Raw genomic sequence first — 25622 nt, forward strand, 5'->3', positions numbered from 1 at the left:
CCATTTAAATTAGTTCTTCTTTGACATTTTCTCTTTTAAGAAATTATCTACAAAACCATCCTCTTTCGCAACAAATAAGTACGCACCCATTGCTAACAATGCAAGCTCTAATTCGAAACCAGGATTTTTTCCATCTCCTAATAAACCAGCTGACCATTTTACTTTTACAATTGCTCCAACCATAACTAGTGCAAATAATAATCCAATATATCTTACACCTAAACCTAGAATTAATAATAGACCGCCAACTAATTCAACTGTTGCTACACCGTATGCAAGTCCTCCTGGTAAACCAATGCTTGTGAACCACCCTGCAATATTGTCAATTCCCGATTGGAATTTTGTTAAACCGTGCATAAAGAACGTTACCCCTAACACGATACGAATAATTAAGTTACCAATATGTTGATTCATTTCCTTCTCTCCTTTATAGTTTTCTTATACAAAACTTTTATTTACATTACAAAACATACACTAATTTTTTTTATTCGTCAATTCATTTTCACTGGGAAAATATATATTTTTTTTGCTATGATACAAATAGTTGTTTATAAAAAGGAGCTTGATTTTATGAATATTGGTTCTGCAATACGTGAAATTCGTCAACGTAGAGGCATAACAATTGCACAAATTTGTGAGGGAACAGGTCTTTCTAAAGGGTTTATGAGTCAGGTTGAAAATAATAAAACATCACCATCTATCTCAACTTTAGAAACAATCTCCAATTTTTTAAACGTTCCTCTTCCCTATTTATTGTTAGAACAAAAAGATCGATTGAAAGTTGTCAAAAAGGTAGAGCGTAAATATAGTGTATACGGAAAAGATGAACAAAGAATTGAACATGTTGCAGAGCAAGGTGGCCTTCGCCTCAATCTCGTAGAAATTCCTGCTGGATTTCCGAAAGAAAACACACCAAATGCCCATGAAGGAGAAGAATGTCACCTTGTATTACGCGGAAAACTAGAAGTTCAACATGGAGAAGATGTTGCAATTGTAGAAGAAGGAGATTCTTTCTCCTGGAATGCATGTGTTCCTCATATCGTTCGTAATATAGGAGAAGAAACTGCATTATTACTCATCTCTAGTCATGCAGAAAATCGAAAACGTGTTTATTAAAAAAAGAAGCCTGTAAATCAGGCTTCTTTTTATCCTCTTATAACTCCATAGCTTGTCCCAACTAGTACAGTCTTTTCGTGTTGATTACGATAAACTGACTCGATTGAAACCTTTTTGTATCCTTCCATCTGTTCAACATTCGTTAAAGTTAATTCACAAGTGATCGTATCTCCTGTAAAAACTGGTCTAATAAACTCACTTACTAATTCTCTTGCTATGTAATGTAATTCTTCGCCTACTTTCGTTCCAATACTAGCAGTCAATAAACCATGAACCATTAAACGTCCATTTTCATCATATTCCATATGATGCCTACCTTTATCCCCTGTAATATTTGCAAATTCAAAAACCTCTTCCTCAGTAAATCTTCTTTCGTATTTAAATACATCCCCAACTTTTATACTCATTTTTATCCCCCTAATAATAAACAGAATTTTCTTTCATTTTATCATAAAATGAATCTTAGTTCAGTTTATATTATTAAAATAGTAAGCCTTTTTCTGTTCTACTTTTTCTCCTTATCGGTGCCCCTCTTTTTTGGCTATTTGATATCCATAGTACGCACATGTTCCATTTCTCGATAACTCTCTCACCTCAAAACCACAACTTCTATAAAAATCAAAATTACTCGCAGAAGTATGCGCAAACCAGTCACCATGTGGCAATTTTTGCAAACAAAGAGCAACAAGTTTCTTACCTAATCCCTTCCCTCTATATTCACATTTCACAACTAAATTTACTATGTTGGCGACCATGATTCCATCAGAAATGACTCTAACCATCGCAATCATCTCTTCTTCATCCCAAATTGTGAATGCCCATGTTGAATTTTCAAATGCTATCGTGAATTTTTCAATTTGCCAAGAAGGGATATTATCATTGCTCCAACCGGCATCTTCGAATAAAGTTTTAATTGCATATGCAGGTACACCATTCGTTCCCTCACGAATAATAAGTCCATTATGATAAATGTACATGTAATCCCCCCTTTATTTTTATATACCATTCTTCAAAAGATGCAATTCACCTTTTTTCATCCAATGCGCCTAATGGAATAAACGAGAACATCCATCCCATGAAATGAAGTTGTTTTCTCATAACTAAGCCCCGTTTTTCTAGCAACAAAGATTGAAGCGGGGTGATCCGGATTAATAAGAGAGATTAATTTATTCATTCGTAACGCTTGGAAGCCATAATCTCGAAATGCTGCCGCTGCTTCTTTCGCATACCCTTTTCCCCAATACTGAGGTAATAACCAATAACCAATTTCAATTTCCTCTTTTCCATCTATTTGCTGCTTTACTAATCCTGCATGACCAATTCGTATTCCCGTTTCCTTTTCAATCAATACAAATAAACCGAGACCGTTTTTATAGCTAGGAATCACCCACTCCTCCAAACTTTTTTTACACTGCATATATGTTTTTAACGTCCCATTTCCAATATAGCGCATTACCTTCTCATTTCCCCATAGTGAAGCGTAGAACTGTAAATCATCCATTGTATATTTGCGAATTTGTAAACGATCTGTATGAAACATTTCTGCACTCCTTCCCACGAATTTGTACTTCATTACACGCTCACGTCTTGTATCCATACTAAATGTTACTATCTATTATAAATGAACTAACATTGAAATACAGAATATTCAATCTCAAAAGAATTAAAAAAGGCAGTAGACAAATATTGTCTACTGCATCCATATCATAACTAGCATAAAGAAAACTACAATTGAGGGGGGTGTAGGATTTTCAAATACACTAGATACTTATCCCGTTCTAACGGGCGGTAAACTTTCCAATTATATAAAAGTGAAAAGTTTACCGCACATAAGAACTTTGGCGGTCAGTAAGAAAGCACCGTTAAGTAGTCAAATACACGCTGTGCTTTTTCTCCACCCATTCGTGCATGTTGCAGAAGAGAAATACCATGTGGACCAGATGCACGTAATGCTTCTGGTTGTGCTACTAAAATAGCTTGTACAACTTCTAATTCCCCCAGCATAGCGGCCGCGAAAATATCCATTCGAGCCCCCTTTTCTAATAAGTAAAGAGCAATATCTTTACGCCCTACATGTGCCGCTGCTCCTAACGCACTTTCCCAATCTGATCCACCCCAATTGTAAGAAGCATGAAGTAAACTTGGCGATTCAGCCAACAGTTCTTGTACTTTTTCTAAATCTCCGTGAGCTGCCATAACAAATTCCCTTACTAACTCAGTGGTAACACGTTCTTCTGTTCGCATTTTGCTCCTCCTTTTTTAGAAATTCGTTTCGGTGTAAAAAATGGCTTATCGCTTCCTTGAAAAATATCTACCTCTATGCCAAATACATGTTGAAACATTTCATGACATAACACTTCTTCTGGTATGCCATCATACTGAAGCTTCCCTCGCTTTAATACGAGTAAACGATCACTATATTGAGCCGCTTGGTTAATATCATGTAAAACCATTATAATTGTCATGCCAAATTCCTCGTTTAGTCGTTTCACAAGTTCCATTACTTCCAACTGATGAACGATATCTAAAAAAGTTGTTGGCTCATCCAATAATAAGACATTCGTACGTTGTGCTAGCGTCATTGCAATCCAAGCGCGTTGTCTTTCCCCTCCTGATAAAGATTGTAAAAGACGATATTCATACCCTTCAAGATTTGTAACAGACAATGCCCAATCAACAATTTCTTCATCTTCTTTATTTAAGCGACCTCTCCATAACTTATGAGGTCCTCTTCCAAATTCGATTAATTCTTTCACTGTTAAATCTAATTGATGATCATGCATTTGTGGTAACATCGCTAATTGCTTCGCTACATCGGCACTTTTCATCGTATGAATACTTTTTCCATCTAAAACGATATCCCCTTCGCTTTGTTTAAGTAGTCTTGCTATTAAACGAAGCAAAGTAGATTTCCCAGATCCATTCGGTCCAATCAAACTAACGACTTCTCCAGCTTTAATATGTACATTCATATTTTGCATTTGAAATCTTTCAGAATGTGCGTAAAACACTTTATTAACGGAAATCACGCTGTTTTCCCCCTCTATGAATTAAATATAAGAAGAACGGACCGCCTAAGAAGGATAATAAAATACCGACAGGCAATTCAATTGGATCAAACCAACTTCGAGCTATCGCATCCGCGAAAACAAGTAATATCCCTCCGCCAATGCATGATAATGGCAGTAAATATTTATAGTCATTTCCAACTAATAAACGTAACATATGTGGTACGACAAGGCCGACAAATCCAATAAGACCAGAAACACTAACTGCTATTCCAGCTAATAATGTGCTTACTACTATTAAATAAAAACGACTTCTCTCCACGTTATGACCTAATAATTTCGCCATTTCATCTCCAAGCATTAATACTCGAATATGCTTGATACCGAAGAAGGCCAATATAATAGCGAATATTGCATAATAAATAATCATATGTAAATGTGCCCAACTTACACCGCCAATACCACCCGCTAACCACGGTAACACGGATTGTACTTTGTCACTATGTAATAACATTAATGCTGACGTCGCTGCACCTATTAATGCATTAATTGACACACCTACTAAGACAATTCTTGAAGGTGGCGCCCCTTTTTGCCATGATAAAGCATAAATGATCATCGCCGTTATGAAAGCTCCTAAAAACGCACCGAGTGGTAAAAACGCCATATGCTGAGGGAATAAAATCATAATTACAATTGCAACAAGGCCTGCTCCAGATGACACCCCGATAATACCAGGGTCTGCAAGAGGATTTCTCATCACCCCTTGCAGCATTGCGCCAGATGCAGCTAAACATGTTCCTACTATAAATCCAACGAGCACTCTTGGTATACGAAGGTCCCATACAATTCGATGAACTGTCGAACCTTCATCTTGTATCCCTGTTACAATATCTCGTAAAGAAAAGGATAGGCTTCCTGCGAAAAGACCGTAAAAAAGACATAAAACCGTTAATACAACTAAGGTAACTGCTATGATCCATCTTTTTTTCGCAAAAGGATGTTCCTTTTCCCTTACTACTTCACTACTTTCCATACTTATCATTTCCTTACATCTTGTATACTTTTATACATAAAGTCCATCGCTTCTGTAACTTTTGTTCCAGGATTTGATCCAAATAAGTCTGGTGGCAAAATAACTACGCGATTTTGTTTTACTGCATCTAAATTTTTCCACGCTTCATTTTTCATCATTTCACCTTCAAATGCTTTTTTAACGCTATTTGGATCTCCATGTGTAATTAAGTAAATCACATCAGGATTCGCCTCAATAATGCGTTCTACACTTAGCTGTGCATATTGCGGATATTCCTTCATTTCTGGAAAATCAGCGGCAATATTTTTCCCACCTGTTTTCTCTAAAATATCACCTGATAAAGAAGTTGGTAATGCTGCTAAATAAGTACCAGGTGCTCCATACACTAGCAATGCTTTCACATCACTCTTTTTCTCATATGTCTTCATTTGATTCGTAATTTTTTGGTTAAGTTCTTTTGCTTTATCTTCTTTTTTCATTATCGTTCCGTATAGTTCAATATTCTTTAGAATATCTTGTACAGAATTCGTAGAAGAAATCATTACTTTCGTTCCTTGCCCTTCAACTGTTGGAACATTCTTTTGGAACCCATTATTAGCAATAAGTACATCGGGCTTTAAGCTGGCAATTTGCTCAAAATTCGGCTGATGTGCATTTCCGATTACTTGTACTTTCTTTATATCCTCTGGAAGAGTTATTTTTGCATCCGGACGACCCACTATTTTTCCGCCTAAAGCATGAATAATATTCATGTCTCCCATACTTAATGTTGCAAAACTCTCTGGCACTTTATCGAATATTACCTTTCTTCCTGACAGGTCGGTAACTTCTATTTTCTCTTTTCCTTTTTCTGTTTTTGTTGCCGCTGCTTTTTCGTCTCCCTTTGCACTGCAACCTATTAATAAGAAAAAAATAGATAAAATCGCTGTAAATAGCGTAATAGATTTTTTCATTCTCCCACCTCTAATTGATAATGATAATCATTAACTACTATTCTACTTTAATTGATAAGGATTATCATTGTCAATATGAAACACATACATTTTCTAGAAAAAACAAAAAGCGTTACAAAAAGATTCCTTCTTTTTGTAACGCACTATTTATCAATATTATTCACATTCGTTTCCCTCTAACTTGTCTCGCATCACTTTCACACGCTGAAAGAAAAAGAAAGATAAACTTAAAAATATAACGATGCTCCCCATCATAACAAAAAATTGTATCGTTTCTTTTGCTCCATTTGGAATCAATAAGCCAACCATTAACAATGTACTTACAGCGAGAAGAATTTGTCCGAACCGAGTATAATCTTCTATTTTCTCTTGTAATTCTTTCATTATATTCTCACTCCTCCATTTCACTGTATCATATTCTACTAAACTTAAAGACAAGTAAATACAGCCATTCTGGGAGATGTTTTCCAAAAGAAAAAGAGCCGCTTTATTGCGACTCTTTCATAACCATTACTCACCTTTATATGCTTTCATATAAATTTCTTTCAGCTCTGAAATGAGAGGTAATTTCGGATTAGCTGTTGTACATTGATCTTCAAAAGCTCTTTCTGCTAATAATCCAACAACCTCTTCAAATTGGTCTTTAGCAACTCCTTGTCCCGCAATACTCATATTTATATTTAAACTTTTTCCGAGATCAATAATTGCTTTGACGAGTGATTCTACACCTTCTGCCACCGAACTTGCTGGTAGCCCGAGCATTCTCGCAATATGTGCATAGCGTTCATCAGCTACAAAATGCTCATATTTTGGGAACAATGCGTGTTTTCTTGGCTTAATAGCATTATAGCGAACTACGTGCGGCATAAGAATTGCATTCGCACGCCCATGCGGAATATGAAATTCTGGTCCAATTTTATGTGCTAAACTGTGATTAATACCTAGGAAAGCATTTGCAAATGCCATCCCTGCAATTGCAGAAGCATTATGCATTTTTTCTCGTGCGTCTTCATCATGTCCATCTTTAAATGCTCTTGGTAAATATTTAAATACGAGATCAATAGCCTTTAATGCTAATCCATCTGTATAGTCATTTGCTAAAACAGACACATACGCCTCGATTGCATGCGTTAATACGTCCATCCCAGTGTCTGCTGTTACATGTGGTGGTACTGTCATTACAAATTGTGGATCAACAATTGCTACATCTGGCGTTAATTCATAATCGGCGAGTGGATACTTTATATTATTTTTCTTATCTGTAATAACCGCAAATGGTGTCACTTCTGATCCTGTTCCAGATGTTGTTGGAATAGCAACAAACTGCGCCTTACTTCCTAATTCCGGATATTTACATGTACGTTTTCTTATATCTAAAAACTTCTGTTTAATTCCATAGAATGTTGTTTCTGGGTGCTCATAGAAAAGCCACATCCCTTTCGCTGCATCCATCGCTGAACCACCACCAAGTGCGATAATGACATCAGGCTGAAAACTTCTCATCATTTCCGCACCTTTAAACACAGTTTCATCTGACGGATCTGGCTCGACCTCAAAGAAAACTTCAACTTTCACATCATTTGCATGTTTACGTAAATAATGCGTAACCGTATCTACATATCCGTGCTCAACCATTCCTGGATCCGTTACAATAAACGCACGTGAAATGTTAGGCATATTTGCTAAATATGATGTCGCATGTTTTTCAAAATAAATTTTTGGTGGTAATTTGAACCACTGCATATTCTTTTTTCTATTTGCCAACCTTTTTATATTTAATAAGTGCGTCGCTGTTACGTTTTGAGAAACCGAGTTTTTCCCGTAGGAACCGCAGCCAAGCGTAAGTGATGGAATAAATCCATTATATATGTCACCGATTCCACCTTGTGATGAAGGGGCATTTATAATAAGGCGGCAAGCTTTCATACGTAATCCAAATTGCTTTTGCACTTCTTTATTTACAGAATGGATAACTGCTGAATGTCCTAAACCACCGAGGTTTAACATTTCTTCACAATATGTAAACCCTTCTTCTAATGAATTTGCTTTTACACAAGCTAATACTGGACTTAACTTCTCACGAGATAGTGGATATGCAGCTCCGATGCCTTGTATTTCAGCTACAAGCATTTTTGTATTTTTAGGTACAGTAATTCCAACTAATTCGGCAATATACTGTGCGGATTTCCCTACAATATCACTATTTACTGCACATGTATTTTCATTAATAACAAGCTTTTCTAATTTACTTCTCTCTTCCTCGGTTACAAAATAACAATCATTTGCAATCATTTCTGTTTTCACATTATCATAAATTTCCTTGTCTACAATAATTGCTTGTTCTGATGCACAAATCATACCATTATCAAATGTTTTAGATAAAATCAAATCATTAACCGCTCGTTTTATATGCGCTGATTTCTCTATATAACATGGTACATTACCAGGACCTACACCTAGCGCTGGTTTTCCAGTAGAATAAGCTGATTTCACCATACCAGCCCCTCCAGTTGCCAAAACAAGAGCAACACCTTCATGGTTCATTAATTGTTTCGTTGCTTCGACAGAAGGTTTTTCAATCCACTGTATACAATGTTTTGGTGCCCCCGCCTTCACCGCTGCATCATATACTGTTTTTGCCGCTGCAATGGAACAGTTTTGTGCTGAAGGATGAAATGCGAAAATAATTGGATTTCTCGTTTTTATCGCGATTAATGCTTTAAACATTGTTGTCGATGTTGGATTCGTTACTGGTGTTACCCCAGCTACTACACCGACGGGCTCCGCGATTTCTATTATTTCTTCATGAGGATCTTCGTGAATAATCCCTACTGTTTTATCTTTCTTTATGCTATGCCAAATATATTCAGTAGCAAAAATATTTTTAATACATTTATCTTCGTATACACCACGACCTGTTTCTTCAACAGCCAACTTCGCAAGCGGCATATGTTGATCAACACCTGCTAATGCCATTTCATGAACAATGTTGTCAATTTGCTCTTGTGTAAAACTTTCTAATGCTTGTAAAGCTCTCTGACCGTTATTCACTAACGTATCAATCATCTCTTTTACTTCCTGCATTTCATTTACAACTTTCTCTTTGACTACCATGTAAATTCCTCCTATTCTGCTATCTTGGACTAAATAAGACCCTACAGGTCATAATTAGTCCTGATTAGCGCAAAAAAATAGAATTGCTTTCCTACATGAACCTCATTGTTTGTGAAATATTTCACAAGTTTGTTCGTGGGTAACACTTCATGAACTTAATATACATGAATTTATTTTATTTGTGTTTGTCTAATTTGTGAAATATTTCACAAATTAATATAGTAAAAATGCACTGCCTATACTAGCAGTGCATTTTTACTATGCTAACGCTTGTGCTAAATCTTCAATTAAATCTTCTCCGTCTTCAATACCGACAGAAATTCGAATTAATGTATCTGTAATTCCTAATTCTTTACGACGATCTGCTGGAATTGATGCATGCGTCATTTGAGAGGGAATAGAAATTAAACTTTCTACTGCTCCTAAACTTTCAGCCAGCGTAAAGTATTGTAATCTCTCAAGTACTTTATTTAATGTTTCTTCGCTATCTACATCAAATGAGATAATCGCACCAAATCCATTTGCCTGTTCTGTTGCCAGTTCATGGTTTTGATGTGACTCAAGGCCTGGATAATATACTTTATTCACTTTTGGATGATTATTTAAAAACTCAGCAATTGCGCGTGAATTCGTTTCATGCTCTTCCATTCGAATTCCTAATGTTTTTAAACCACGAAGTAGTAAGAAACTATCTTGCGGGCCAAGAATGCCTCCTGTTGAGTTTTGTACAAAGTGAAGGTCTTCTGCTAATTGCGGACTATTTACAACTACTAAACCTGCAACTACGTCACTATGACCTCCTAAATATTTCGTTGCACTATGAAGTACAATGTCTGCTCCTAAAGAAATCGGCGACTGCCAATATGGCGTCATGAATGTGTTATCAATAATTGTTAATAAATCTTTCTCTTTAGCAAGAGTAGATATTTTTTTAATATCAGTAATTTTTAGTAACGGATTCGTTGGTGTTTCTACATAAATCGCTTTCGTATTTGGACGAATCGCTTCTTCAACTTCCTCTAAGTTTGTTGTATCTACAAATGTATGCTCAATACCGAAGCGGTTTAACACTTTCGTAATCACGCGGTACGTTCCGCCATACACATCATCTGTTAAAATAACGTGGTCACCTTTTGAAAACAACATAATTGTAGCTGTAATAGCCGCCATTCCTGAACCAAATGCGAAACCAGCATGGCCGTTTTCTAATACCGCAATCATTTCTTCTAAAGCTGCACGTGTTGGGTTTCCTGTACGTGAATATTCATATCCTTGATGCTTACCAACTGCTTCTTGTTTGTACGTACTCGTTTGATAAATCGGTACATTTACAGATCCAGTTGAAGGTTCTCCTATGCGAATACCATGAATTAACTTTGTCTTTGCTCTCATTTTTTATTCCCATCCTTTGTATATGTCTTTACTTAAATAGCGCTCACTACTATCAGGAAAAATCGTTACAATATTTGTACCTGGCGCCGCTTTCTCTGCTTCAAGTAAACTTGCATGAAATGCTGCTCCTGAAGAGCTCCCAACAAGAAGTCCTTCTTTTTGCGCTAATTCTTTCACTCGTAAAAATGCATTTTGATCAGAAATCGTATGAATTTCATCAAAATAAGATGTTTTCAAAAATGGCGGGATGAATTCAAGGCCAATCCCTTCTGTTTCATGTGAGCCAGCTTTACCACCATTTAAAATAGATCCTTCTGGTTCCACAATAACCGTTTTTATATCTACATTTTTTTCTTTTAAATAAGATGCAGTCCCCATAAACGTACCGCCAGTTCCTGCTCCAGCAACAAATATGTTAATCTCTCCATTAAGTGCCGACCAAAGTTCAGGTCCTAATGTTTTAAAATATGCACGAGGATTTGCCTCATTTGCGAACTGACTTGGAGAGTATGAATTCGGTATCTCATTTACTAACTCTTTTGCTTTTGCAATTGCACCGGTCATTCCTTGCTCAGTCGGCGTATGCACGACCGTTGCGCCTAGTGCTTTCATTAATTCTTGTTTTTCAATGCTAAATTTCTCTGGTACACAAACGATAACGTGTAAATCATGTTGTAACGCTGCGAGTGCCAGTCCAATACCAGTATTTCCAGCTGTCGGTTCAATAATTGTTCCGCCCTCTGTAACAAGCCCTTTTTCTAGCGCATCTTCGATTAATTCTCTTCCTAATCGGTCCTTAACGCTTCCGCCTGGGTTATAAAATTCAAGCTTTGCAAATAAACGGACCCCTTCTGGAAGTGAAAAACGAGTAATTTCCACAATTGGTGTATGACCAATTAACTCATGAACTCCACGATATACATTCATCGTGTTCTCCCCCTTATTTGCCAATAAAGAAAAGGCAACTGTATGTATTTTCTTTATATGAGACAGTTGCCTTTTTGTTACATTACTTTAACTCTTCTAATACTTTTACGATAAAGTTTGTAGAATGAAGAGCTGCTTGATCTAAAAATTGATCAAATGAAACATTTGATTCTTTACCAGCAATATCAGAAAGTGCACGAATGATAACAAACGGAACTTCATATTGGTGGCATACTTGTGCAACAGCTGCTGCTTCCATTTCTACTGCATAAAGGTTTTCAAATTTATCACGAATGGCTGCAACTCGGTTCGGATCACTCATAAATGAATCACCTGTTGCAATCATACCTTTTACAACTTGAATATTTTCTTCTGCCTGCATACATTTTTCAGCTAATGCAACTAATGCTTCATCAGCTTTAAATCCAGGCGGCATTCCTGGTACTTGACCATACTCATAGTTAAATGCTGTTACATCTACGTCATGGTGACGAACTTCTGTTGAAATAACGACATCCCCAACATTTAGAGAATGATGGAATCCACCAGCTGAACCAGTATTAATGACTTTTTCAGGCTTATATCTTTCTAATAAAATTGTCGTTGACATCGCTGCATTTACTTTACCAATACCAGACTTTAACAAGATTACTTCATGTCCTGCTAATTGCCCTTTCGTAAATTCACAACCCGCAACCGTTTCTGTTTCTGCTTGTTCTAATTTATCACGTAAAATACGTACTTCTTCTTCCATTGCTCCAATTACAGCAATTCTCAATCTAATCCCTCTTTCTATTGCTTAGTTGCCTCCATTACCCACACGAAATGATTTAATCTCGTAAACGTTACATGGAAGCCATTGTTTTCAAAAATAGTCTGCATAACTGGAATACGTGTATAGTATTCCGTTTGCAAATCGTTTGCTAACTGATGAAAACCTCTTTGTTTTGCTGCTTCAACAGTTTTATCATATGCATCTTGATCTGCAAATATCGTATCAGCAAACACTATTTTACCACCTTTGTTTAGCAATTGACTATACTTCGCAATCGCTACATTTTTTTCATCATCTGTTAAATGATGAAATGCATAGGTGCTTACTATGGTATCAATGGAATTCGGGACTTCAAACGAAAGAAAATCACCTTCTGTAATGGAAAACTCTTTTGGCAATTTCTCTTTTGCAATCATGCGCATTTCACGTGACGGTTCTATACCGTAAACTGTGCGGCCAGCAAGTAATAATTTATTTGTTAAATTACCTGTACCGACACCAAATTCTAATACGTTACCAAATGACTTGTTCACTACATCCTCTAGAATGTCCTCATAATGGGCGAAAACTTCTTTATATTGTATATCTTCGCCTTGTACAAATGAGTCGTACGTATGAGCCCACTCATCAAATAAACCATTAAATTCTGTACCCATAAAAATTCCCCTTTTTCTTATCGGTTTTATCAGTATGATATTCCCTCTTTCTAAAAATGTCAATTGAAATGTACATGGTATTTCCTTCTTTTCTTTGTTACACTATAGTTGATTACATAGGAGAGGGGCCGTCTTCATGTCATTTACCTTTGAAATGTTAGAAGATAAAGTAGAATTTTTTGAAGCGGGAGACTTAGCTTCTTTAGAACGTAAAATCAGTGAACAAATCGATAATAATAAAGCACTTATGCTTGAAGTTCATCACATCTCGCATCAAATGGTTATGGATCCTGAAAGTAAAAGACCATATTATAGCGCGGTTGTTCATTTTAAATTAAAGAAATTACGCTAACTAAAAAAGAGAAGCTCCTAAGGAGCTTCTCTTTTTTAGTTTAGAGTTTGAACAAGTACTGGTTTCCAGCCTTCATTGTCTACCCAATCAATATTTACATAATATCTTTTACCTGTTTGTTTATCTTGTACGTTACCGTAAGCTTTATTCTTACCGTTATTTCCGATTCGATGAATAATTAATTGCTCTACTGGAACGTCAATTGCAGCTGAAATCGCTTGATTCATCTCATTCCAATCTGCTGTACCTTTTTTAAACGTCATCGCAGGTGTTGCACCTTGCTCTGTGCCTACTGGCTTCCAAGAAGGTTTCGTATAAGCGTCAGTTGCCTTTGGCTGTGTTTTTTCAGCTGGTACTTTCTCGTTAGCTTTCGCTTCTTCTTCAGCTTTTTTCTGTTCTTCTTCAGCCTTTAGCTTCTCTTCTTCTTCTTTCTTCTTAGCCTCTGTTTTCTCTTGTTCATTCTTCTTCGTCTCTTCTTTGCCTTTAGCTTTCTCAGACTTATTCTCTTTCGTTGTTTGCTGAGCTACCTTTTTATCGCTAGAAGACGCTTGCTCTTTCGTGTCAGGAACAAACAATTGATATGCTACAATAGCTACTGCTACTAGTACAATAGCGATTGCAATATTTAAAACACCGTTTTGACGACGTTTTTGTTGTTTCTGTTGGAATCTAGATCCTCCTGCCATTCTTCAAACCTCCATGCAGTTTTTCATACTTGCTATTGTAACATTAAATCTAGAAAGGTTGAACATTTACAATAATATTTTCATGAAATGAAAACATTTTACTATGAATTGCAAGATTACTTTTCATTCTCTAATCGATAGATTGATTCTACGATTGCTTTAAAAATAGGTGTAACTGCATTTACATTGCTACTCGTTTCTATATCCACGACAACTAAAGCATATCTTGGATTTTCATATGGAAAATAACCTGCAAACCAACGATTCTCTTTCGTTCCTTTTCCTGTTTGTGCTGTCCCAGATTTTCCAGCGACACTTAGTGGTAACGACTTGAATGCTGCTCCTGTGCCTTTCTCCGTTGTTACAACGCTCCTTAATAACTGTTGTAATGTTTTCACTGTTTCATATGAAAGCTGTTTCCCACCTAATGTATGGTCTTCAAATGTATAAAAATCTGTTCCATTTTTGTACATTATTTTTTCAACAGCTTTCACTTCCATCTTTTCTCCACCTCTAGCAATCGTCGCCATCATATTTGCAATCGCTAGAGGTGACATACGTACATCTTTCTGTCCAATTGCTGTTTGCGCTACCGCTTTTTTACTATTCTTATTTCCTTCACTCTCCCAAATCGTAACACTTTTCTCCTCTGGCATTTGCTCAAAATGAGTTGTATGAAATACAGAACCTCTCCATCCAACCTTCTCAGCGCCTCCTAAAGCCTCTACATAAGTTTCTAACACCATCTTATCCTTTTGTATTAGCTCATTTCCTAACTCTGAAAATGTCCTGTTACAGCTTCTAGCAAAGCTCTCTTTAAAACTAAGTGTCCCCATCCTAACTTGTGGGTGATCTTCACCATATAAATCTTTATTACAATTAAATACGCGATTAAAAACATTTTCATTTTGATCAATCGCTGCGGCCGCAATTATTGTTTTAAAAACAGAACCGGGAAAGTGTGGTGTTAACATTTGATTTTCAAGTGTAGTTTTATATAAACTCTCATCTTTCACCTGTACAGATGGTTTGCTAACCATTGCTAAAATTTCATTTTTCTTTACATCAAGTAGCACTACTCCTCCCTTCTTAATTTCACTTGCTTCAACTACTTCTTCTGCTTTTTTCTGTAACTCGTTATGTAAAGTAGTTTGAATCGTCACTGGATAAAACGGATTTCCAGGCGATGTATATTTCGCTTGTTTTCCAAAAATCGGTTCTCCTTGCCGGTCCACTTGATACAATACTTTTGCCTCTCCATCGGTCAAAAGAAATTCATCAAATGATTGCTGCAATCCTGAAATGCCAATCGGTGTTTGTTTTGAAATTTTTCTAACTTCTCCGTATCGTTTTTGAAATTCTCGTTCATTCTCACCCACATCACCAATTAAATGATTCACCACGCTAGTTTGCCGCAAACGAACTTCAGCTGCTACAATGCCTAATACATTTAATTGATTCACCTTCTCCATCTGCTCTCGTTCCAAGCGAAGTGGTTCATTTCCTCTTTGCAGGATAAATGCACTTTTCTTATGTTTCATTTGACTTTCAATCTCTTGTCTCGACATACCAATGATATGCGCAATTTTCTCCAACATGTTATTTTTTAATTGTAGAAATGGAAAAACAATTAAAACAGGATACTTTTTCTCACCTATCTCCTTACCATTACGATCTATAAAATGGCCGCGTCCATCATCTACCGTAATGGATTGCGTCCGTTGTGTAACACTTTTTTCAATTAAGTTAATCTTACGATCCGTAAATGATTCCGTATCGATAATTTGTATTTGAATTAAACGACAAAGTAACATAAACATGACACATATAAAACAAATTAAAACAATTGTAATTCTCCGTTTTATTTCCATAAAAAAACACCTCGTCTAGTATAGTTTGGACGGAGTGTTTCATCTTTTATACAAATAAAAAAATCACTCGCTTTTACACGAGTGATTTTTAATTATTTTACAGAGATAATCTCTACTTGCATTTCTCCACCTGGAGTTTGGATTGCTACCTTCTCGCCAATTTGCTTACCTAATAAGCTTTTTGCGATTGGAGAATCGTTAGAAATTCTTCCTTCAAATGGATCTGCTTCTGCGCTACCTACGATTGTGTAAGCTTCTTCATCTCCATCTGGTAGTTCTTTAAATGTTACTGTTTTACCTAATGTAACAACTGTAGATTCTTCACCGTTATCTGTGATGATAACTGCGTTACGAATCATGTTTTCTAATTGTGTAATACGTCCTTCTACGAACGCTTGCTCATCTTTCGCTGCATCATACTCAGAGTTCTCAGAAAGATCTCCGAAGCTACGTGCAATCTTAATGCGCTCTACAACTTCTTTACGTTTTACCGTTTTTAAATCCTCAAGTTCATTCTCTAGCTTTTGCTTACCCTCTTGCGTCATAGGGTATGTTTTTTCTGTTGCCATATTTTCCACTCCTTTTATATACCAATCCCCCGAAAAAAAGAGGAGTTCCATATGAAAACTCCCCCGCTTATATGTAAAGCGGAGGTTTCTAGCACGCCTGTACTAGCGGAGTTGTCACATACAACCCCGTATTCCCAATTCTTCTTTATATAAAGAAGATATGTATGGAAAGTTGATATAAATATGCCCTCACCTATATATAGATGAGGTTGCATGTTTCATTGTATTCGATAGGAAGGGAAAAAATCCCTTCCTACCGTATATCTTTTACTATGCTATTACAAATTTACTTTTTGTTCAAGAATTGTTGCAATTTTTGTAACCATAATATCAATTGCAACGTGGTTTTGTCCACCTTCAGGGATAATAATATCCGCAAATTTCTTAGAAGGCTCAATAAATTGATTGTGCATTGGACGTACAACATTTACATATTGATCAATAACTGAATCCATCGTACGACCACGTTCTTTAATATCACGTTGCATGCGGCGCAGGATACGAAGGTCAGCATCTGTATCAACGAATAACTTAATGTCCATTAACTCACAAAGACGTGGGTCTTCTAAAATAAGAATTCCTTCTAAAATGATTACATCTTTCGGCTCAACTGGAATAATTTCATCTGAACGCGTATGCAATGTATAGTCATATACAGGTTTCTCTACTTGTTTATATGCAAGCAACTGCTGCAAATGTTCAATTAACAAATCATTATCAAACGCTAATGGATGATCATAATTTGTTTTTAAACGCTCTTCCATTGGTAAATGGCTTTGATCTTTGTAATAATAATCTTGCTCTAAGATTAAAATGGAATGACCTTTAAAATGGTCAAAAATCGCTTTCGTTACACTTGTCTTACCTGACCCTGAACCACCAGCAATTCCAATTACAACAGGCTTATTCGTCCCCATTCGACTATCACTCTTTCTTATTGAAGTATGCTTTTGCGCATCATATTATTCACATACACTGGTTGATCCACTTTGAATTTCACGATCTGCAACGGATGTCTCGCTGCATCTAATTCGTTTCCATCCTCATCCCAAATTTTCTCCACCGTCTGCGTAAAGTTTTCTATTTCTGGTCCAAAGAACTCCACTTCATGTCCTGGTTTGAAATGATTACGTTGCTCAATCGTTACGATGCCCGTTTCTTCATTATAATCTAACACTAAACCAGCGAAATCATACGTTGTTTTCTTACTATGATTTCCAAACATTTGCTCTTGATGTCCTGGAACCCCTTCAAAGAATGCAGGAGCTGTATCACGATTTGCACATTTATCAAGCTCATCTAACCATTCTTGTTTAAACTCAAAGTTATCAGGATCCGCACAATATGCATCAATTACTTTACGATATACTGTCGCTACAGTAGCTACGTAATGGATTGATTTCATACGTCCTTCAACTTTTAAGCTATCAATTCCAATTTCAATCATTTTCGGAATTGATAAAATTAAATTTAAGTCTTTTGGACTCATTGCAAAGTGAGCATCTTCTTCTTGGAATAGAGGAAGCTCTTTTGCATCTTTATGTTGTGATACTGTTTGAACTAAATCATAGTCCCAGCGACAAGATTGACAACAACCACCACGGTTAGAGTCACGCGCTGTCATATGGTTACTTAGCGTACATCTTCCTGAATATGCGATACACATTGCACCATGGACGAATGCTTCAATTTCAATATCCACTTTTTCTTTAATCTCTTTCATTTCTTCATAGCTTGCTTCACGAGCTAATACAAGACGATGTAAACCTTCTTCTTTCCAATACTGTGCTGCTTTCCAGTTGGATAGTGATTGCTGTGTGCTTAAATGCACCTCAACAGAAGGCGCTACACGTTTACAAGTCTCAATGATAAGCGGATCAGCAACGATAATTCCCGTTACGCCAGCTTTTTCAATCCCTTTTAAATATTCCTCTAGCCCGTCCATATTTTCATTATGTGCAAAGATATTTGTTGTTACATATATTTTTGCTCCATATTTCTTTGCAAATTCCACACCTTCTGCCATTTCTTCCAGTGTAAAGTTACCTGCATTCGAACGAAGACCAAATTCTTGTCCACCTAAATATACAGCATCTGCCCCGTAATGGATAGCTACTTTTAATTTTTCTAAGTTACCCGCAGGGATTAACAGTTCAGGTTTCTTCACAATAACGCGTTTGCCATCGATCACTCGTGAAATTTCTTGTACAGTCATTTCCTACACCCTCCTCGTTTAGTAAACCGTCTCTTTAAAGAAGAATCCTGTATCTAACGGACGATTCACCGGTTGCATTTCTTCTATCTCTTTATATAAGTCGTCTTTCACGTCGTAATACGCATCACGATCTTCTACACATAAATCAATTGCTTTACGATATTTCTTCGTTACCTCAATAATGTATGCAGAGCTTTTTAGTACACCATCAACTTTTAAGCTATCAATTTCAGCATCAATTAGCTCTTCTAACTCATCGATGAAACAAATATCATTTGGACTCATAATGTGAGTACCATTTTCATCTTCATAAATTGGATATTTATTGTTACGCTCTGGGTCATATAAGAACATATTCTCTTCATATTTTTTCTTTTCAATGTCAAGATGACGTCCTTGATACTCAAAGTAGTTTCCTACTAACGAACGCTTCGACTGGAACATACAAGTCATACCGTGAATTTGCACTTCAAGTTCCACTTCAGCATTTTCTTTTAATTCAACAATTTCATCTAAGCTAAGCTCGCGAGCTAATACAGCACGTTTTGCTCCTCTTTGTCCCCAGTAGTTACAAGTAAACCAGTTTGTTGCTGTTGTTTCTGTATTCCAGTGCAATTGCATATTTGGCGCTACTTCGCGAACCGCCATTAATACTGCTGGATCTCCGAAAACAATTGCATCTACATGTACTTCGTTTAAAAATGCAACATAGTCTGTTAATTCTTCTACTTTATCGTTGTGGAACATAGCGTTCATTGCTACGTATACTTTTACACCATTTTCATGTGCAATCTTCACAGCTTGTTTCACATCTTCACGTGAAAATTCCCCTGCTAAACGTAAACCAAACTTTTGCTCACCGATCATTACCGCATCTGCTCCTGCTTTCGCAAGAGGTTCGATATCCGCCACTGCTTTTGGTGTTACTAACAATTCTGGTTTCTTCATACCTTGGTCACCCTTTCTTTTTACTAACAGCTACTCCATCACCAATTGGGAAAATCGTTGTATCATATCCTTCATGGTTCATAAGCCATTCATTGTACGTCTTAATACGACGGATTAAACCACGTGTACGTCTGTTTTCAATTTTCTCTTTCGTCGTTACAAGGCCATGGTACATAACATTATCTGAAATAATTACGCCACCAGGATTTAATAACGGTTCATATAAGTCAAAAAAGCGACGATATTGTCCTTTTGCTGCGTCAATAAAAATAACGTCAAATGTTCCATGTTCTTCTACTTGCTCGCCTGTTTCTAACGCATCACCGTAAATAACGGAAATACGTTCTTTAACTGGTGAACGTTCTATATATTCAAGTGCTTTTTCATATCGATCGCGATTGCGCTCAACTGTCACAATGCGAGAATTTGGAATAGCTTGCATCATACGAATACTAGAATAGCCAATTGCTGTACCTAGCTCTAAAATGCTCTTCGGTCCAATTAAACGTAAAAATTGCAACATAAATTCCATTCCAAGTCGATCCATAATTGGCACATGATTTTCTTTCGCATAGTCTTCCATTTCAAGAATTAATTTATCTTTCGGATCAATAAATGATAATAGGTACTCGTTAACTGCATCCTCCATAATGGTCCTCCTTATTTACATGGAGAAGTGCCTCTATGACGTCTTTTCACACATAGAATGCAATAAAAATACAAGCCAGCTTTATCCTTAGCTTGTACGTCCCGTTTTGATATTAAAAACGATTCTTCTGCCAGTTTTTAACCCGATATATTTTACCACAAAAAAGAGGGATGTGCGACCTTTTTCGCTATCCCTCCCCATTTCACTGCTTTTTCGTAATATATTTTTGCTTTAGTGCATTATGCTCTTCCAATGTTTTCGCATAGTACACTTCACCAGTTGGTGCAGCTAAGAAATAATAATAATCTGTTTGCGCAGGCTCTAGCGCTGCTTCCACTGAATGTTTACCAGAGTTTGCAATCGGGCCCACCGGCAATCCTTTCACAACGTACGTATTGTACGGTGAGTTTATCTTTAAATCTTCGTATAATACACGTTGTTTATGCTTTCCAAGTGCATATAATACCGTTGGATCCGTTTGAAGCGGCATACCTTTTGCTAAACGATTATAAAAGACACTAGAGATCTTTTGACGATCTGTAAAGCCTGTTGCCTCTTCTTCAATAAGTGAAGACAATGTTAAAAGCTGATGCACATCCCAGTTTTTCGCTTTCATTTTTGCTTCGTTTTGAACAATGATTGCATTCGTTTTCTCAAGCATTTGGATAACAATTTCTTCCAAAGTTATATCTTTTTTATAGAAAGAGTACGTCGCAGGATATAAATAACCTTCTAATGGATATTTAATATTGCTATCAAAGATTTTATCCGTTAACAGCTTGGGATACTTTTGCTGCATTTTTTGAATAAATGCTTTATCGTTTAATTGACGTACAACATCATCTTTATTCCACTTTAATTCGTTTGCAACCGTTTCTGCAATTTCAGTTACTTGTGCACCTTCTTTTACCGTCACTTTATAAAGAGCTGGACGATGTACATTACCAGATGACATTTGCTCAATAACATCTTTTGCACTCATTGAAGGATTTAATAAATATGTACCCGCTTGTAAATTTTTAGATTTAGCCTTTGTATAAAAACTAAAAACTGTACCGTTTTTCACAGCACCTTTTTCTTCTAAAATCTCACCAATTTTACTAGTAGATGATCCCTTTGGAATTTCTACTTCAATCTCTTTTTTATTCCCGCTATCAACCGGTCCTAATGCGGATGAAATATACGCATAGACTGAACCACAAACTAAAAGCAGTGCAATTATCGAGAATAAAAAAATGCGTCTACGCTTCTTTTTCACTTGATTCTCTACCAAAACTCTTCCTCCTTATTCAATTGTAGGCCATATGTACATCTTTCTATACAAAACGATGAAAAATCACAATAAACTTACCTATCATTTTGACAGATACTTTATTTTTCTACAATCCGTCTCATTATACTACAAAGGATTACGCAGTTTCGACAAAAAATCTTTCATTTTACATATAAAAAAAGGTGGACTATATATCGTCCACCTTTTCAGTACTTATTATTCAGCTTCTTGCTCATCAGCTAGAGTGTTGAACATTTCTTGTACCATTTCCCACTCTTCTTCAGATTCGATTGGAAGTAAAGTTCCGCCCTCTTCTTCATTTTGCTCATAAGCCATTGCATCGTAAATTTGGTCTCCATCTTCGTCTACTTCACCGATTGGAGAGAAGACTACGTATGATTTTTTGCCAAATTTTTCAGCGTCAAAAGTGAAAATAATTTCACATAAATGTTCGTTACCTTTTTCGTCTACAATTGTAATTTGATTTTCTTCCATTTTGGTCACCTCTTATTTACTATCTAAAAATCCTTGTAAGATTACGACTGCAGCCATCTTATCAATTACTTGCTTTCGCTTCTTACGGCTTACATCGGCTGAAATGAGTAGACGTTCCGCTGCCATCGTTGACAAACGCTCGTCCCACATTACAACGTCTAATTGTAACAGCTCTCGTAGGTTTTCTGCAAATTGTTGGCACGCTTCACCACGCGGGCCAATTGTACCATTCATATTTTTAGGTAAACCTACTACTATCTTGTCCACATCATACTGCTTTACTAACTCAGAAATACGATCAAAACCAAAGTGACCTCGTTCTTCGTTAATCTTAATTGTTTCTAACCCTTGTGCTGTCCAGCCCATTTCGTCGCTAATTGCAACTCCGACTGTTTTTGTACCTACATCTAAACCTAATATCCGCATAAACTACTCCTCACGATGATGTTTCAAGTAAGACTTCACAAGCTCTTCAATTAATTCATCACGTTCAAGCTTGCGAATGATGCTACGTGCATCTTTATGGCGAGGTATGTATGCTGGGTCTCCACTTAATAAATAACCGACGATTTGGTTAATCGGATTATAGCCTTTTTCTTGAAGTGCATCATACACAGTTAAAAGTACATCATTTACATGGACACTCTGTTTTTCATCTTGAATGCTAAACTTCATTGTTTTATCAAAACCGTCCATTTCAAGCACCTCACTTATATAGTAAGTATAGGGAGAAGAACTTCTCCTCTCCCTACCATTGTACACTACTATCTCTTTATTTTGAAACAGATTTAACGTACTCTTGTACAAATGCTAAAGCTTCCTCAACTTGCGCTGGGTTTTTACCGCCTGCTTGTGCCATATCAGGACGGCCACCACCGCCACCGCCACAACGAGAAGCTACTTCTTTCACAAGTTTACCAGCATGGTAACCTTGGCTAATTAAATCTTTCGTTACGCCAGCTAAGATGTTTACTTTGTCATCATTTACAGACGCTAATACGACAACCGCAGATTCTAATTTATTCTTCAGATCATCCATCATCGTACGTAAGTTATTCATATCTGCAACATTTACTTTCGCTGCTAATACGTTCACGCCATCAACTGTCATTACAGAATCCGTTAAGTTTCCAGCTTCGATATTGCTTAATTTCGCAGCAAGAGATTCATTTTCTTTTTGCAATTGTTTCACTTCAGCAAATAGACCATCAACTCTTGTTAAAATGTCTTTTGGATTTGTTTTCATTTTTCCAGCTGCTTCTTTTAATAAACCTACTTGATCGTTCATTAATTCATAAGCAGACTTACCAGTTACTGCTTCAATACGACGAGTTCCTGCACCGATACCAGACTCAGCAACGATTTTGAAAATACCGATAGAAGCTGTATTATCAACGTGACAACCACCACAAAGCTCTAAGCTGTAATCGCCAACTTGTACAACGCGTACAACATCACCGTATTTTTCACCGAATAATGCCATTGCGCCCATTTCTTTCGCTTCTTCAATTGCTTTTTGAGAAATCTCAACATCAATACTTTCCCAAATTTTCTCGTTTACGATACGCTCAATTTTTTCTAATTCGTCAGCTTGTACTTGACCAAAGTGAGAGAAGTCAAAGCGTAGACGTTCAGAAGTTACAAGAGAACCTGCTTGGTTAACATGTGTTCCAAGTACGTCTTTTAATGCTTGGTGTAGTAAGTGAGTTGCTGTATGGTTCTTCACAACGCTACTACGGTTTTTCGTATCGATAATAGCTTTTACAGCCGCATCTTTCGTTAATGTACCTTCTTCAACTACAACTTTGTGCAAGTTTTGGCCGTTTGGTGCTTTTTGTACGTCTTTTACAAGAACTTTCACGCCATCAGCAAGAAGATAACCACGGTCTGCAATTTGTCCACCGCTCTCAGCATAGAATGGTGTTACATCAAGCATTAATTGTCCTTCTTCACCAACTTGTAAGCTGTCTGTGTATTCACCGTTTTTCACAAGTGCAACAACATTACTTTCTGTTGCAACTGTACCGTAACCAACGAACTCGCTCGCTACTTTCACTTCTCCAAGGACACCGCCTTGAACTTGCATAGAATCAACATCTTGACGAGCAGCACGTGCGCGCTCACGTTGTTTTTCCATTTCATTTTCAAAACCTTCATGATCAACAGTCATACCAGCTTCTTCTGCATATTCTTCTGTTAATTCAATTGGGAAACCGTATGTGTCATATAGACGGAACGCATCTACTCCAGAAATAACCGTTGTTTTTTCTTCTTTCGCTTTTGCGATAACTTCAGCTAAAATTGCTTCACCATCATGAAGTGTTTCGTGGAAACGCTCTTCTTCATTTTTCACAACTTTTGCAATGAAATCTTTCTTTTCAAGTACTTCTGGATAGAAGTCTTTCATTACTTCTCCAACAACCGGTACTAATTCAAACATGAATGGACGGTTGATGTTTAATTTCTTCGAATAACGAACCGCACGGCGTAATAAACGACGTAATACATAACCACGGCCTTCGTTAGATGGAAGAGCACCGTCACCAACAGCGAATGTTACTGTACGGATATGGTCAGCAATTACTTTAAACGCCATATCTTTTTCTAAGTCACCATTACGATATTTCTCACCAGAGATTGTTTCTGTTGCACCAATCATTGGCATGAATAAGTCTGTGTCAAAGTTTGTAGGCACATCTTGAACGATAGATGTCATACGCTCTAGACCCATCCCTGTATCGATGTTTTTCTTAGGAAGTGGTGTATATGAACCGTCTGGATTATGGTTAAATTGAGAGAATACAAGGTTCCATACTTCTAAGTAACGCTCGTTTTCTCCGCCTGGATATAATTCTGGGTCACTAAAGTCATTACCGTACGCTTCTCCGCGGTCATAGAAAATCTCTGTATTCGGTCCACTTGGTCCTTCACCGATATCCCAGAAGTTTTCTTCTAAGCGGATGATGCGCTCTTTTGGAACGCCCATTTTCTCATTCCAAATTGTGAATGCTTCTTCATCTTCTGGATGGATTGTAACGGATAGTAATTCTTTATCGAATCCGATCCATTTGTCGCTCGTTAAAAATTCCCAAGCCCATGTAATTGCTTCTTCTTTGAAGTAATCACCGATTGAGAAGTTTCCTAACATTTCAAAGAATGTATGGTGACGAGCTGTTTTCCCTACGTTTTCAATATCGTTTGTACGAATTGATTTTTGAGCATTTGTAATACGTGGATTTTGCGGGATTACACGTCCATCAAAATATTTTTTTAATGTTGCTACACCACTGTTAATCCATAGAAGAGATGGATCTTCATGTGGAACTAGTGATGCACTAGGTTCTACTGCATGTCCTTTTTCTTGGAAAAAGTCTAAAAACATTTGACGAATTTGTGCGCCTGTTAGTTGTTTCATTGTATTTTCCTCCTTAAATATAAAAAACTCCCGCCCCTATAAAAGGGACGAGAGTTAACTCGCGATACCACCCTAATTATGAATTGATTGCTATACGAATCAATTCATCACCTCATGGTGCCGTAACGTGGCAAGACGGCAGTGATTAGCTGCTCTCAGGATTAGCTTTCTG

The 25622-nt window shown here is 36.9% G+C and carries 28 protein-coding genes and 1 other annotated feature (1 of these 29 cut by a window edge); of the genes, 2 read left to right on the top strand and 26 right to left on the bottom strand.

Annotated elements, in window-relative coordinates; genetic code table 11:
- Positions 1–9: 9 nt before the first annotated feature.
- A complete protein-coding gene (locus PQF83_RS12535) occupies positions 10–414 on the bottom strand; it encodes a DoxX family protein (RefSeq protein ID WP_001071558.1) in 405 nt (134 codons plus the stop codon).
- 156 nt (positions 415–570) lie between these two features.
- Between PQF83_RS12535 and PQF83_RS12540 the strand changes: the two genes are divergently transcribed.
- Positions 571–1116, top strand: coding sequence for a helix-turn-helix domain-containing protein (locus tag PQF83_RS12540; RefSeq protein ID WP_001020702.1), 546 nt, complete (start codon positions 571–573; stop codon positions 1114–1116).
- 29 nt (positions 1117–1145) lie between these two features.
- Here PQF83_RS12540 and PQF83_RS12545 read toward each other — a convergent pair whose 3' ends face one another.
- The 13 genes from PQF83_RS12545 to PQF83_RS12605 all read right to left on the bottom strand — a co-directional run bounded on the left by PQF83_RS12545 (position 1146) and on the right by PQF83_RS12605 (position 12977).
- Positions 1146–1523 (bottom strand): MaoC/PaaZ C-terminal domain-containing protein, encoded by a 378-nt coding sequence (locus tag PQF83_RS12545; protein ID WP_000025011.1) that lies wholly within the window; start codon positions 1521–1523, stop codon positions 1146–1148.
- Positions 1524–1634: 111 nt separating this feature from the next.
- Positions 1635–2093 (bottom strand): GNAT family N-acetyltransferase, encoded by a 459-nt coding sequence (locus tag PQF83_RS12550; protein ID WP_000276116.1) that lies wholly within the window; start codon positions 2091–2093, stop codon positions 1635–1637.
- A 56-nt stretch (positions 2094–2149) separates the two neighbouring features.
- On the bottom strand, positions 2150–2689 hold the full coding sequence (locus PQF83_RS12555) for a GNAT family N-acetyltransferase (protein ID WP_370647175.1): 540 nt from the start codon (positions 2687–2689) through the stop codon (positions 2150–2152).
- A gap of 272 nt (positions 2690–2961) precedes the next feature.
- A complete protein-coding gene (locus tag PQF83_RS12560; protein ID WP_001258470.1) occupies positions 2962–3360 on the bottom strand; it encodes an ankyrin repeat domain-containing protein in 399 nt (132 codons plus the stop codon).
- Complete coding sequence (locus PQF83_RS12565; protein ID WP_000626533.1) at positions 3327–4145, bottom strand: ABC transporter ATP-binding protein; 819 nt, start codon at positions 4143–4145, stop codon at positions 3327–3329. The genes PQF83_RS12560 and PQF83_RS12565 overlap by 34 nt, the downstream gene beginning before the upstream one ends.
- Positions 4132–5160, bottom strand: coding sequence for a FecCD family ABC transporter permease (locus PQF83_RS12570; protein WP_000445966.1), 1029 nt, complete (start codon positions 5158–5160; stop codon positions 4132–4134). Before PQF83_RS12570 ends, PQF83_RS12565 begins: the two co-directional genes overlap by 14 nt.
- 5 nt (positions 5161–5165) lie before the next feature.
- Positions 5166–6113: an ABC transporter substrate-binding protein gene (locus PQF83_RS12575; protein ID WP_000748449.1), complete on the bottom strand. Its 948-nt coding sequence runs from the start codon at positions 6111–6113 to the stop codon at positions 5166–5168.
- 156 nt (positions 6114–6269) lie between these two features.
- Entirely contained in the window at positions 6270–6497 is a 228-nt protein-coding gene (locus tag PQF83_RS12580) for a YrhC family protein (RefSeq protein ID WP_000661441.1), read from the bottom strand.
- A gap of 126 nt (positions 6498–6623) precedes the next feature.
- Positions 6624–9227 carry a bifunctional acetaldehyde-CoA/alcohol dehydrogenase gene (gene adhE, locus PQF83_RS12585; RefSeq protein WP_048519975.1) on the bottom strand — a complete coding sequence of 868 codons (2604 nt, stop codon included), beginning with the start codon at positions 9225–9227 and terminating at the stop codon, positions 6624–6626.
- Positions 9228–9485: 258 nt separating this feature from the next.
- Positions 9486–10619, bottom strand: coding sequence for a bifunctional cystathionine gamma-lyase/homocysteine desulfhydrase (locus tag PQF83_RS12590; protein WP_001201909.1), 1134 nt, complete (start codon positions 10617–10619; stop codon positions 9486–9488).
- Positions 10620–10622: 3 nt separating this feature from the next.
- Positions 10623–11546, bottom strand: coding sequence for an O-acetylserine dependent cystathionine beta-synthase (locus PQF83_RS12595; RefSeq protein WP_001103856.1), 924 nt, complete (start codon positions 11544–11546; stop codon positions 10623–10625).
- Between the two features lie 82 nt (positions 11547–11628).
- Positions 11629–12324 (bottom strand): 5'-methylthioadenosine/S-adenosylhomocysteine nucleosidase, encoded by a 696-nt coding sequence (gene mtnN / locus PQF83_RS12600; protein ID WP_001217039.1) that lies wholly within the window; start codon positions 12322–12324, stop codon positions 11629–11631.
- A gap of 14 nt (positions 12325–12338) precedes the next feature.
- Positions 12339–12977: a class I SAM-dependent methyltransferase gene (locus PQF83_RS12605; RefSeq protein WP_000536319.1), complete on the bottom strand. Its 639-nt coding sequence runs from the start codon at positions 12975–12977 to the stop codon at positions 12339–12341.
- A 136-nt stretch (positions 12978–13113) separates the two neighbouring features.
- Between PQF83_RS12605 and PQF83_RS12610 the strand changes: the two genes are divergently transcribed.
- Positions 13114–13329, top strand: coding sequence for a YrzA family protein (locus PQF83_RS12610; RefSeq protein ID WP_000010984.1), 216 nt, complete (start codon positions 13114–13116; stop codon positions 13327–13329).
- Between the two features lie 35 nt (positions 13330–13364).
- Here the strand turns inward: PQF83_RS12610 and PQF83_RS12615 are convergent, their stop codons facing one another.
- The 12 genes from PQF83_RS12615 to alaS form a co-directional block, all read right to left on the bottom strand.
- On the bottom strand, positions 13365–14015 hold the full coding sequence (locus PQF83_RS12615) for a YrrS family protein (RefSeq protein ID WP_000897107.1): 651 nt from the start codon (positions 14013–14015) through the stop codon (positions 13365–13367).
- Positions 14016–14131: 116 nt separating this feature from the next.
- Positions 14132–15886, bottom strand: coding sequence for a peptidoglycan D,D-transpeptidase FtsI family protein (locus PQF83_RS12620; RefSeq protein ID WP_000403943.1), 1755 nt, complete (start codon positions 15884–15886; stop codon positions 14132–14134).
- Positions 15887–15978: 92 nt separating this feature from the next.
- Positions 15979–16455, bottom strand: coding sequence for a transcription elongation factor GreA (greA, locus tag PQF83_RS12625; protein ID WP_000179963.1), 477 nt, complete (start codon positions 16453–16455; stop codon positions 15979–15981).
- Between the two features lie 278 nt (positions 16456–16733).
- Positions 16734–17372: a uridine kinase gene (gene udk, locus PQF83_RS12630; RefSeq protein ID WP_000537087.1), complete on the bottom strand. Its 639-nt coding sequence runs from the start codon at positions 17370–17372 to the stop codon at positions 16734–16736.
- Positions 17373–17389: 17 nt separating this feature from the next.
- The gene (locus tag PQF83_RS12635; protein ID WP_000217969.1) at positions 17390–18670 is read right to left on the bottom strand and encodes a peptidase U32 family protein; all 1281 of its coding nucleotides are present in this window, start codon (positions 18668–18670) and stop codon (positions 17390–17392) included.
- Between the two features lie 18 nt (positions 18671–18688).
- Entirely contained in the window at positions 18689–19618 is a 930-nt protein-coding gene (locus PQF83_RS12640; RefSeq protein WP_000742781.1) for a peptidase U32 family protein, read from the bottom strand.
- A 7-nt stretch (positions 19619–19625) separates the two neighbouring features.
- Positions 19626–20267 (bottom strand): O-methyltransferase, encoded by a 642-nt coding sequence (locus PQF83_RS12645; RefSeq protein WP_000389089.1) that lies wholly within the window; start codon positions 20265–20267, stop codon positions 19626–19628.
- A gap of 202 nt (positions 20268–20469) precedes the next feature.
- Entirely contained in the window at positions 20470–21540 is a 1071-nt protein-coding gene (mltG, locus tag PQF83_RS12650; protein ID WP_000230079.1) for an endolytic transglycosylase MltG, read from the bottom strand.
- A 216-nt stretch (positions 21541–21756) separates the two neighbouring features.
- Positions 21757–22035, bottom strand: coding sequence for a DUF1292 domain-containing protein (locus PQF83_RS12655; protein WP_000392247.1), 279 nt, complete (start codon positions 22033–22035; stop codon positions 21757–21759).
- Positions 22036–22047: 12 nt separating this feature from the next.
- Positions 22048–22461, bottom strand: coding sequence for a Holliday junction resolvase RuvX (gene ruvX, locus PQF83_RS12660; protein ID WP_001221191.1), 414 nt, complete (start codon positions 22459–22461; stop codon positions 22048–22050).
- A 3-nt stretch (positions 22462–22464) separates the two neighbouring features.
- Positions 22465–22731 carry an IreB family regulatory phosphoprotein gene (locus PQF83_RS12665; RefSeq protein WP_000348590.1) on the bottom strand — a complete coding sequence of 89 codons (267 nt, stop codon included), beginning with the start codon at positions 22729–22731 and terminating at the stop codon, positions 22465–22467.
- Positions 22732–22807: 76 nt separating this feature from the next.
- Positions 22808–25450 carry an alanine--tRNA ligase gene (alaS, locus tag PQF83_RS12670; protein ID WP_000811836.1) on the bottom strand — a complete coding sequence of 881 codons (2643 nt, stop codon included), beginning with the start codon at positions 25448–25450 and terminating at the stop codon, positions 22808–22810.
- A 40-nt stretch (positions 25451–25490) separates the two neighbouring features.
- Positions 25491–25622, bottom strand: a binding site (T-box leader) (it continues 88 nt past the right edge of the window).

Origin of the sequence: Bacillus sp. FF-1, assembly GCF_028548245.1 — a bacterium.
Taxonomy (GTDB): Bacteria; Bacillota; Bacilli; order Bacillales; family Bacillaceae_G; genus Bacillus_A; species Bacillus_A paranthracis.